The organism is Hoyosella altamirensis, assembly GCF_014191505.1.
GTDB classification, from domain to species: domain Bacteria; phylum Actinomycetota; class Actinomycetes; order Mycobacteriales; family Mycobacteriaceae; genus Hoyosella; species Hoyosella altamirensis.
This window is the reverse complement of sequence record NZ_JACHWS010000002.1, coordinates 249,620-261,015: the sequence shown is the minus strand read 5'-3', so window position 1 is coordinate 261,015 and position 11,396 is coordinate 249,620. Positions and strand designations below refer to the sequence as shown.

At 61.3% G+C, this 11,396-nt stretch carries 8 protein-coding genes; 5 read left to right on the top strand and 3 right to left on the bottom strand.

The features are described from left to right. Window positions 1-36 precede the first annotated feature (36 nt). On the bottom strand, window positions 37-3,111 hold the full coding sequence (locus tag FHU29_RS10000) for an MMPL/RND family transporter (protein WP_064441035.1): 3,075 nt from the start codon (window positions 3,109-3,111) through the stop codon (window positions 37-39). Window positions 3,112-3,422: 311 nt separating this feature from the next. Between FHU29_RS10000 and FHU29_RS09995 the strand changes: the two genes are divergently transcribed. The 3 genes from FHU29_RS09995 (at window position 3,423) to FHU29_RS09985 (ending at window position 7,467) form a co-directional block, all read left to right on the top strand. Further along, window positions 3,423-4,499 carry an AurF N-oxygenase family protein gene (locus FHU29_RS09995; RefSeq protein ID WP_083962390.1) on the top strand — a complete coding sequence of 359 codons (1,077 nt, stop codon included), beginning with the start codon at window positions 3,423-3,425 and terminating at the stop codon, window positions 4,497-4,499. Between the two features lie 184 nt (window positions 4,500-4,683). Beyond that, window positions 4,684-5,736 carry an AurF N-oxygenase family protein gene (locus FHU29_RS09990; RefSeq protein WP_232323002.1) on the top strand — a complete coding sequence of 351 codons (1,053 nt, stop codon included), beginning with the start codon at window positions 4,684-4,686 and terminating at the stop codon, window positions 5,734-5,736. Between the two features lie 6 nt (window positions 5,737-5,742). Continuing rightward, window positions 5,743-7,467: an FAD-dependent oxidoreductase gene (locus tag FHU29_RS09985; RefSeq protein ID WP_064441034.1), complete on the top strand. Its 1,725-nt coding sequence runs from the start codon at window positions 5,743-5,745 to the stop codon at window positions 7,465-7,467. 11 nt (window positions 7,468-7,478) lie between these two features. On the opposite strand, the gene FHU29_RS09980 is transcribed toward FHU29_RS09985, so the two are convergent. Beyond that, window positions 7,479-7,784: a glutaredoxin family protein gene (locus FHU29_RS09980; protein ID WP_064441099.1), complete on the bottom strand. Its 306-nt coding sequence runs from the start codon at window positions 7,782-7,784 to the stop codon at window positions 7,479-7,481. A gap of 398 nt (window positions 7,785-8,182) precedes the next feature. Between FHU29_RS09980 and FHU29_RS09975 the strand changes: the two genes are divergently transcribed. Beyond that, window positions 8,183-8,881 carry a haloacid dehalogenase type II gene (locus FHU29_RS09975; protein WP_083962398.1) on the top strand — a complete coding sequence of 233 codons (699 nt, stop codon included), beginning with the start codon at window positions 8,183-8,185 and terminating at the stop codon, window positions 8,879-8,881. Next, window positions 8,875-10,422, top strand: coding sequence for a dipeptidase (locus FHU29_RS09970; protein ID WP_232323000.1), 1,548 nt, complete (start codon window positions 8,875-8,877; stop codon window positions 10,420-10,422). Before FHU29_RS09975 ends, FHU29_RS09970 begins: the two co-directional genes overlap by 7 nt. Here the strand turns inward: FHU29_RS09970 and FHU29_RS09965 are convergent. Next, complete coding sequence (locus tag FHU29_RS09965) at window positions 10,409-11,341, bottom strand: DUF368 domain-containing protein (protein WP_232322999.1); 933 nt, start codon at window positions 11,339-11,341, stop codon at window positions 10,409-10,411. The two genes, FHU29_RS09970 and FHU29_RS09965, sit on opposite strands and share 14 nt — an antisense overlap. Between the last annotated feature and the right edge of the window lie 55 nt (window positions 11,342-11,396).

The window sequence follows — 11,396 nt, the reverse complement described above, 5'->3', positions numbered from 1 at the left end:
CAAACGATCTCCTTTCTCGTATTCACCCTAGGCACGCTAGCTTCTTGCGGGCCACCATGACACCTTGCCCAGGAGAAGCAGCGTTGACGGCACGAGAACCGTGCGGACTAAAAGGATGTCGAGTATCAGGCCGATGCCCACGACGAAACCAAGCTGCGCCAAGAGGTAGACCCCACCGGACATCAGCGCGAACATCGTGATCGCGAACACGACACCCGCGACGGTGATCACGCCGCCAGTTGAGCCGAGCGCACGAATCACACCAAGGCGTAGCCCGCCGTCGGGGGACCGGACGCCACGGAGGGTGGCAGCCGATTCCTCCCGGATCCGCGTGATGACGAGCATGCTGTAATCGGCGCCGACGCCTACTAACACCACGAACGAGATCGGGATCACCGACCAGTGCAGGGGCACTCCGAGGAGATGCTGCCAGACGACCACTCCGATGCCGATGGTGGCGATGTAGGAGACGAGCGCCCACACCATGATGACGAGCGGTGCGACGATGCTTCGCAGCATCGCGACCAGAATGAGTGTGACGGCCGCGAGGGCAATGAGCGCGACGAGCCTGAAATCACTGTTGATTTCGCCTTCGAGGTCGCTGTACACGGCCGCGAAGCTTGTTGAAGTGACGTCTGCATCGTGCAGTACGGTGTTATCGGTCGCGGACTGTGCCGCTGCCCGCATTGCGTCGATCCGGTCGAACGACTCTCGGCTGAGCACACTGCCTCCGGAAAGTGCGACCATCCGTGCAGTTTTCCCGTCTGGGGACAGGAAAAACTGACTGGCTGTGACGAATCGGGGCTCCTCGAGTGCGAAGTCTGGGAGATAGAACCCGGACCCGGGCCCGTTGAGTGCGCCGGTACGCATCCCGCCGAGATGTCCCGACGCGAGTTGCAGGCCTTGTGCCAGTTCGTTGAGGATCTGGGGAATCCGCTGGGTGCCGTCCGAGATCTCACGGGCTCCAGCAGCTAACTGCCCCACACCGTCAGCGAGTTCGCGGACACCGGCGGTGAGATCTGTGAGCCGCTCACGTGCGGATGCGGTTGAGCCTTGATCGGCGAGGGCGCCCAGCGACGTCTCTAACTGGGAGGCGATCTGGTGCATACGCGCGGAGAGTGCGCTTATTCTGGCCGTCGTCTCATCGAGGTTCTGGCCACCGTCGATTGCGGAGCGCAGCGCCTGGGACGCATTTCCGCCGGTTGCGTCGTCCGCGCGCTGAAGGGCTGCGTGGACTGCGGAACACTGGAGGTCGCCACACCCTCCCCGCAGTGCGGGGCCGAAGACGTTGTTGAGCATGCCCGATGAGGTCGTGATTGCGGCGGCGTTCGAGGCGAGAAGCCCCGCTACGTCGCTGAGCGCATAAGCGGTGGTGTGAATTTCCGCGACTGCACCACCGAGGTCCATCTCCCCGCCGGACGCTTCATCAACAGTCACCTCCAGTAATTCCACAGTGGTAAGGATGTCGTTGGCTAGCCCGGTCACCTCGTCAGTGCCGGTGACAAGTTCAGGAAGTCGCTGACGAGCAGTTTCCGCGCCGTCGGCCAATTCTGTCGTGCCCTCCGCTAGCCGTAGCAGTTCTGGCTGGGAAGCAGCGATCCGCTCAGTTGCCTCCGTCAGGCCGTCCGCGACAATTCCAGCCTGGTAGCCAAGCGATGCCTCGGGGAGCGGCGTGCCGTCCGGCCGGGTGATGGATCGGACGAGGCTAACGCCCTCGACCTGTGAGACGGACTGCGCAATCAACTCGAGGGCTGCGAGATCCGCACTGGTGCGCATGTCGTGATCAGTCCGCACGATCACGTACTCGGGGAGCAGCTCGTTGTACGGAAAGTGGTTGTTTGCGAGCTGATAGCCCTGATTGCTTTCGGAGTCTGCAGGCTGCGCACTGAACTCATCGAAATTTGGTTCGTATGTGAAGGCGACTGCGACGAGCGGCGTGATTACTGCAATACAGAGGAAGAAGGCTGTCAGCGGCCGGTGGACGACCCGCGCTCCGATCCGCCGCCAGCGGCGTTCAGCCTTGCGGCCGCCGTCCATGAGCGGGTCAGCGCCGCCGCGGCGGCCCAGAATAGCGAGAAGCGCGGGCCCGAGTGTCAGTGCGATCGTGAGCGAGATGAGGATGCCGACCGCAATCGGCGGGCCAGCGGTGCGGAAGATTCCCACCTCCGTGAAGAGCATCGCCATGCAGGCAGCAGCGATGGTGAGGCCCGAGGCAATGATGACCGTCGCGATGCCCCCGACAGCATCAGCGATAGCGTCGGGCAGTGATCGCCCGCTCCGCCGCGCTTCGTGAAATCTGCCGATGATGAATACCGCGTAGTCGGTGCCGGCGCCGATGACCAGCGCAGTCATGAGCGCTGCGGTGAACATCGACATCTCGAGAATCCCGGCCTGGCCGAGGATCCCCACTACAGGCCGCGCGAGACCGAGCCCAAAGCCTAAGATCAGCAGTGCGAACGCGACTGACATGACACGCCGGTAGGCAAACAGCAGCGCGATGCTGATCAGGATCACACTCACCCCGGTGATTACTAGCATGCCGTGTTCGACTGCTTGAAGCTGATCGGACGTCGTCGCGACAGGCCCGCTGAACTTCACGTCGAGTCCGTCAGGTTTGTCGATCGATGAGGCGATCTCGCGCACGGCGCTAGTTGCCTGCGTGGCCTCGGTAGTGCCGTTGTCGCCGTGCAGCACAGTCATCAGGGTGACCGCCTTGCCATCCTCGCTGGTGCTGAGCTCACGTGCTTCCGGTGTGGTCTGCAGGTCGAGGATGTAGGCGACGTGGTCAGGGGAGTCGACGAGGCGTTTCGCGAGCGCGTCATAGTAGGCACGATCAGCATCCCCGAAGCCATTTTCGTTCGCCATGACGAAGAATCCGACAGCGGACGAATCGGGGTTTCCGAAGTCCCGTGACATCTCTGTGATGGCGATGCTCGCCTGGTTGTTCTCCGGAATGAATGCCGCCGAGTTGTCGGCAATAACCTTCTCAAGCTGGGGAAAGAGCACGTTGAGCGTCACGAGCGCAATGACCCAGAACCCCGCGACCCACCAGGCGTATTTCGCTGCCGCCGCGCCCACACGGCTGAATGCAGAGCTGACGGTGCTGACCATGATGTCTCCTGGCTGTGAAATGGCGGCGGGACCGGAAGACTCCGCCTAGGCAGCTCACCCGCAATATGCTGGGTGGCATAGTATGTGAGACAGCATATGCCGAATGATTCAAGAAGTCGCCGGGCCATCGCCTATTCGGCCGAGCCTCACAGTCGCTGCACGATGTGACGTGTCTCATGTTGGCGTCTCTGACCAGGCAAAATGATGGTCAATAACAATTGTGCCAATACGCGTTGACAAGATTGAGCCGTTCGAATATGTTCAAAACGTCAACAGAAACCTGTGACTAACACCACTTGTGAGGGGTTGCAATGGCGCACTCCAATGTTCACGCTGTGACGTCGGTCCGGAACTCCGAGGTGCGGCGCAAAGATGCTCCGGTCAACACCGACGAGTTTTCCGGCGAGGCGAACGCCAGTTACGGGCAGGTCCTTCAGACACTGTCCGAAGGGTCGGTCCATCGGCGTTTCGATCCGTATCTCGACATTGACTGGGACTCGCCGGACTTTCGGATCGATCCAGCCGACAAGCGCTGGATATTGCCTCCGGCAGATCCGCTTGGCCGGCATCCTTGGTACCTCGCCCAGTCGGAGGAGAAGCAGATCGCCATTGGGATCTGGCGCCAGGCCAACATGTGCCGGGTAGGTCTCCACTTCGAGCAACTGCTGATCCGCGGGCTGATGCAGTACATGTTCTCTCTGGGGAACGGTGATCCGGAGTTCCGCTACATCACGCACGAAGCCGCTGAAGAGTGCAACCACACTCTGATGTTTCAGGAACTGGTGAATCGCGCCGGTGTGGACGTTCCTGGAATGGGACCCATCGACCGGAAGCTCACCCTGGCGATCTGGCCTGCGGTGCGTTACTTCCCGACGTGGTTCTTCACAATGATCATCGGCGGCGAAGAGCCGATTGACCATTTGCAGAAGACGGTGCTGCGTTCCGGCGGTCAGGTCCACCCACTCCTCGAGCGGGTCATGCAGATTCATGTCGCCGAAGAGTCACGCCACATCTCGTTCGCGCACGAGTATCTGCGCCGGCATGTAAGTGGCATGGGGGCGGTCGGCCGATTCGCGCTCTCGCTGCTGACGCCGCTGACTTTCCGGATCATGGGGGACATGATCGCGGTGCCGCCGAGGGAGTTCCGCAAGACGTTCGGCATTCCGCGCTCAGTGATGCGTGAGCTGTACTGGAAGAGCCCTGAATCGCGGGAGACTCTCCAGAACATTTTCGCGGATGTTCGTACCTTGGCCTGGGACACCGGGCTGATGAACCCTATTGCCCGCCGGTTGTGGAAACTCCTTGCGATTGATGGTCCTATATCGCGTTATCGTAGTGAGCCCACTGCCGAGCAGGTACGGATTGCGCGGTTGAGTCAGAGCGCGTGAGTTGCCGAGCCGTGATCCTCAGCACACCGCGTGAGCGGAGATCCAGCTGGTTGCCAGGTCCGGACGGGGTAATCCGATTTGCGCCAACTTTGATTGTGCCAATGAACGTTGACATGATTCTGTTGTCCGCATAGCTTTAGGTTCAATGTGGGACAATGTGACCAAGACACCGCGAGGGGTAGCAATGACGCTTTCCATTGATGACGCTGTGAAGACCGGTCGAGACTCTGCTGCCGGAAGCAATGATGCTCCGGTGGTAAACGACGAGTACACCGATGCTCTGCAGACCCTGTCCGAAGGTTCGGTGCGCAAGCACTTCGACCCTTATGAGGACATTGACTGGGACTCGCCTGAGTTTCGTATTGACCCCACAGACCGTCGGTGGATTCTCCCGAAGGCTGACCCACTGGGCAGGCACCCGTGGTACCTGGCGCAGCCAGAGGACAAGCAGATCGAAATGGGCATGTGGCGCCAGGCCAACATCATGCGCGTCGGCTTGCACTTCGAGAACGTCCTGATTCGCGGCATCATGCAGTACGTATGGAACCTCGATAACGGTAACCCTGAGTTCCGCTATCTCACCCATGAGGCTGCCGAAGAGTGCAACCACACCCAGATGTTCCAGGAAGGCGTCAACCGCATCGGTGCGGACGTCCCCGGGATGACGGGACTGCTTCGCAAGCTCGTGCCATTCGCTGAGATTGCCGTGAAGTTCTACCCCGAGTGGTTCTTCACCTTCGTTCTCGGTGGCGAGGAGCCCATCGACCATCTGCAGAAGAGCATCCTTCGCGCTGGTGGTGACATGCACCCCATGCTCGAGCGCGTGATGCAGATCCACGTTGCTGAGGAAGCCCGCCACATCTCATTCGCGCATAAGTACCTTGAGCGCAACGTTCCCCAGGCAAACCTCGTGAAGCGGCACCTGCTGTCCGTGCTGTTCCCGGTGACCATGCGCTGGATGTGCGACATCATCGTCATTCCGCCGAAGGAGTTCGGCGAGAAGTTCGATATCCCGAAGTCAGTCCTCAAGGAACTCTACTGGGATACCGACGAGTCCAAGGAAACGCTCCGCAACATCTTTGGTGACGTGCGCGCGCTCGCACGCCACTCTGGCCTGATGACTCCGGTCGGCAAGCTTGCCTGGAAGCTCTGCGGGATCGGCGGCCGCGAATCGCGCTTCCGCAGCGAGCCCACAGCTGACCAGACGATCGTCGCTAACCTGACTCGGGCGGCGTGATACCTCATGCCTCACGTCGTCACCCAGTCTTGTTGCAGTGACGCGTCGTGTGTCTTCGCCTGCCCGGTCAACTGCATCCATCCCACGCCTGACGCGCCTGACTTCCTTCAGGCTGAGATGCTCTACATCGATCCGGAGGCGTGTGTGGACTGCGGGGCATGCGCCGAAGCGTGCCCAGTCGACGCGATCGTGCCACACACCAAGCTGTCCGACAGCCACGCGGAGTATGCACAGATCAACGAAGACTTCTTTCGTGAACCGCGCCCACGGACACCCCTTGCGCTCGTTCCCGTTTCCGAAGTAATCGCTGATCAGACCGCGAAACTGCGCGTAGCTGTTGTCGGTTCTGGCCCAGCGGCGCTGTACGTCGCGGATGAACTGCTCAAGCAGCGCGGCGTCCAAGTCAACGTGTTCGAGAAGCTGCCCACCCCGCACGGTCTCGTCCGTTATGGCGTGGCACCGGACCACCAGTCCACCAAGAAGGTGACTGGGCTGTTCGGGATGATTGCTGCCCAGGACAACTTCGAGTTCTACCTCGGCGTTGAGGTAGGCAAGGACATCACACCGGAGGAACTGGCGGCGCACCATCACGCCGTGGTCTATGCGTACGGTGCATCCGGCGACCGCCACCTCAACATCCCCGGCGAGGAACTCGAGGGCAGCGTAGCCGCTACTGAATTCGTTGCCTGGTACAACGGCCATCCCGACTACGCCGACCGGAACTTCGACCTGAGCCATGAACGCGCTGTCATCGTGGGCAACGGCAACGTGGCGCTGGACGTCGCGAGGATTCTCACTACAGACCCCGACGAACTTGCGAAGACAGACATCTCCAGGCATGCGCTCGAGGCGCTGCGCGACAGCAAGATTCGCGAAGTGGTCCTTCTTGGACGGCGCGGCGCGGCCCAAGCGGCGTACACGCTGCCGGAGTTCCACGGCCTCATCCGCAAACACAAAGCCGAGTTTGTCATCGACAAGGACGAGCTCGTCCTCGACGAGCAGACCGTGCAGCTGCGCGCTGATGGCACGCTCGACCCGCAGATCGAACGAAAAATTGAACTGGCAGAGGAGATCGCACTGCGGATTCCGGGCGGCGGCAACGAGCGCCGCATCGTCTTCCGCTACCTCGCATCACCCACCGGAATCCTTGGCGATACCCACGTCACCGGAGTCAGTGTCGTACACAACAAACTTGTGACGGGTGACGACGGCAAGGTTCGTCCACAGCCGACAGCGAACGCTGAGGTGATTGACGCGGGCCTGGTCCTTCGTTCAGTCGGCTACCGGGGCAAACCGCTCGCGGGGATGCCATTCGACTACGACCGCGCAGTGATCCCGAACGAGGCCGGCCGGGTGCTGAACCGCGCGGGCGGATCACAACTCCCGGGTGCGTATGTTTGCGGCTGGATCAAACGAGGGCCATCGGGCTTCATCGGCACCAACAAGTCGTGTGCCAAAGAAACCGTGGACAACCTTGTGGCGGACTTCAACGCGGGCACGCTGCCAGAGCCGCAACCCAAGGTCAGGGAGATCGGGAAGCTGGTTCGGTCGCGCCAGCCCAACGTCATCGACAGTGTCGGCTGGCAGCGAATCGATCAGACGGAACTCCAGGTCGGTGCCGCAGAAGGTTCCGTACGGAGAAAGCTCACCAAGATCGAGGATTTGATTGCCTCAGCGCAGGCACCTCAGCGTCACGGACTGAACCGGGTACTGCACCTGGGCCGTAAGTAACAGCTGACTTTCTACTGGGCTACCGGGATACCGTGGACCGCTTCGTCGGCGGGGGCGAAGATTGCCGTATCGGCGGCGAAGCGGGCGAGTTCATCGATACTTCCGGGCTGGTAGCCACTCCAGTGTTCGGGTTCGGCGAGCGTGTCACGGACATACACGACAGGCAGCTCGTCGTAGCCGAGCGACTGCACCATGCGGGCTGCATGAACGTCACGAGTGACGTCAAAGAGCTCGTAGTGCACCCCGTACCTGTCCAGAGCCTTCTTGGTTCTGTGGCAGGCAAGGGAGCCTGGTGATGTGTAGACGCCGACATGCATACGCTTCACCTGACCTCGGAGGTTCACTGTCATTCACAGTTGCGCCAATGTCATTGTTGCGCGCTTCCGCTCCTGATCCTTCTGTGACACGCCGCCGTTTGTAGTAACCGACAACAAAACCGTGCGTGCTTTGTTCAGTTTTAACTGTCGGCGGGCACTTGCACAACGTCTAGATAACGATTCTTCAATAATCCACAGAATTGGCTCACAACTCCCTTGAACTCTCTCAGTCGAATCCATTTAATAACCGATTGTTGACATGACCTGGTGTAACGCGCTGACCACGCAAGTCGCCTGTCACCTCACCGGAATCCATCCGCGGAAGTCAACAGAACCAGGCCAGGAGGCCATGTCTTGTCGACTTGCGCAGATAGATCGTGGGTCGTAAGGCTAGAGCGGTGAAAGCGCTTCTGTTCGACGTCCAGGGCACCGCTACCGATTTCTACCGTCCTGTGCTCCGCGCACTGCAGGCAGTAAGCGCCAATAGGTGCCCCGGCAAGGACTGGGGTGACTTCGTCAACCGGTGGCGCGCGATGTACTTCGAGGCTGTCGACGACATTCAGCAGTCGCATGATGACTGGGTCAGTGTCCACGCTGTTTATCGCACTGCGCTCGACGAACTGCTGATGGCGGACGGCATCACGGTGTTCAGCGACGATGAGTGCGAGACCCTCGCGGACGCCTGGCAGCAACTCGAACCCTGGCCCGACGTGGTGGAAGGCGTTCAGCGGCTGAACACGAGGTTCGTCACGGCAACGCTGTCGAACGCGGATGTCTCCGCCGTGGTGCGTATATCCCGGAACGGCAGCATTCCGTGGACAGCGATCTTCGCGGCGGAAATGTTTGGGACTTTCAAGCCGAATCCCCAGATCTACCTGACCGCGGCGCGGTACCTTGGCCTCCCGCCCAAGGAGATCATGATGGTCGCGTCGCACAAATATGACATCAGGGCAGCGGGAGCACTCGGCTTCCAGACTGCGTTCATCGCCCGGCCCGAAGAGTACGGACCGACGGTCACAGCGGACACCGCGTTCGAGGCGGAGTTCGATATCAACGCCAAGGATTTCCTCGACCTCGCGGATCAGCTGAAGTGCTGAGACGGGCTGCTACGGCGCTTGTCAGCATCTGTGCGCTCCTCGTGGGCGTGTCTGCTTCTGGAGCGGCACAGCCGCCTCCAGGGGTCAATGTGGAGGGGTTCGCCTTCCCGGACAACCGCGTCGACGCGCCCGTGACAGGCCTGCTGCAAGCGCATGACCATCTCTGGTCATACAAGGGTTTCGGGGAAGGCCCTTTCTGCGGGAAAACGTTCGACCAAGAGGGGGTCGCCGCCGCGCTCGCTGACTGTGACACGCACCCGCTGGCATTAACCGCCTGGTTCGAGGCCCTGATGGAGGGGGACGAGCCGGCACCGCCGCGCGGCTGGCCGACATTCGACGATTGGCCGGGGCACGAGTGGCCCACACACAGCCAGAGTTACTACAAAGGAGTGGAACGCCTGTGGCGCTCTGGTGTGCGCGTCTTCGTCGACCACATGGTGTCCAACCGGGCGCTGTGTGAGGTCTATCCGCTCCGGCAGAGTACCTGCGACGAGATGGCCAGCGTCCGCGCACAGGTCGCGGAGTCACGGGCCTTCGAAGCTTTTCTCGATGTGGAGTATGGCGAGGGGCAAGGCTGGTATCGCATCGTCGGCAGTCCAGCGGAAGCGCGCGAGGTGATCGCGCAGGGCAAGATGGCTGTCGTTCTCGGAGTGGAGATCAGTGAACCCTTCGGATGTTCGATGCTGAACTCTGCGCCGCAATGCACTGAAGAAGCGATCGACCAGGGGTTGGCCGAACTGTACGACCTGGGCGTCCGCTCGATGTTCCTCTGCCATAAGTTCGACAACGCGCTCTGCGGGGTCCGATTCGATGAAGGTCTCACCGGCGTCGCGGTCAATGCAGGCAATGCGCTGACGACGGGGGAGTTCTGGAACGCGGAGACGTGTCAAGGTTCGTACCAGGACAACACGGCATTGGGCTTTGACGGACTGACCGAGGCGCCGCACTGTAATCGTCGTGGGCTCACCGGCCTGGGTGTCCACACGATCTACGCCATGATGGAGCGCGGCATGATCGTTGAGCTCGACCACATGAGTGTCAAAGCCGCAGATCATGCGCTGTCGATCCTGGAAGCTGAAAGCTATGCCGGTGTTATTTCGTCGCACAACTGGATGGACGCCGCACTGAGTCCCCGCCTGCTGCAGCTCGGCGGCCTCGTCACCGGGATCTCCCGGGAATCGAACCAATTTCTCGACTACTGGCGGGCTGCGCGGGCGGCCGCTCCGGACCCGGACACGTTCGCGTTCGGCTATGGGCTTGACGCGAACGGCCTGAATTCGGGTTTGCCGCGCGCGGGTCAGGGTGCTGAGATCAACTATCCGTTTCGCTCATTTGACGGTAACGCTCTGATTGACCGCCAGATCTGGGGCGAGCGAACCTGGGACTTCAATGAGGACGGGCTGGTCCATGAAGGCCTCGTGCCGGACTGGCTCGAGGCGCTCAGGCTTGATGCTGGCTCCGACGGACCGCAATTCGTGGCCGACATGTCGCGCGGCGCGGAGGCCTATTTGCGCATGTGGGAAGCCTCTACTGAACGATAGCTCCCGGCTCATGCTCGCGCGCCGCGTGGCGGTGCGCCACGACCAGAATCCCGATTACGACGGCCATCCCCACGCCTATTAGCCCGAACGTGACCGCCAGGTCGCCGCTGGGTGCGAGGAGTTCGCGGCGCTCTTCCTCCCACGGCTGCCACGGCCACAGTGCGCGCAGCGAGCCGAGGAGCAGGCCCGTCATGACCACGAGTGTCAGGTGATGGTAGTGCTCGAGCAGCCACTGCAGAAGCTTGACGAACAGGGACAGGCCGAGGACCGCCCCCAAGGCGAATAGTGCCAAATAGCCGAAGTCGCGGTCGTTCACTGCGTTGATCGTCACGGTGTACATGCCGAATGCCAGAAGCATGAAGGAACCCGATACACCGGGCAGGACCAGCGCGCAGATAGCAACAGCAGCGGCCCCGATGATCAGAAGCGGGTTAGGGTCGGAAATCTCCGTGGGGGGCAAGCCCGTGAGGAAGAACGCGGCAGCGGCGGCAGCGAGGGCTACCAGGTAGTTCAGTGCTGTCCACGGACGGCCGGATCCGGTGAACGGTACCCACAGCGATGCGAGCACCAAACCGAAGAACAATGCGAACGACCGTTGCGGGTACTCCTCAACGAGCGGCGCGACGATCTTCGCGGCGACCACCAGCATGACGGCCATACCGATGAGCACGCCGATGACGAGCTGCCAGTGCACGCGCCGGAATTCCACGAGGGAACGCTCGGTGCCCTGGCCGCGGGGCAGATCGGTTGCCGCAATGCGGATGCCGCTGACTGCATGTCCGGCGGAGGTGATGAGCCGGTCATAAATCCCGGTGATCAGTGCGACGGTGCCACCGCTGACACCGGGGATCACCTCGGCAGTGCCCATCAGGCCGCCGCGTGCCACATTCAACAGGTGGGTGCCCGTACCGTTTGACATGGCGTTAAGGGTAAAGGGCGTGCGGTGGAATCGGTTGGACGTGTGTTGTGGATCC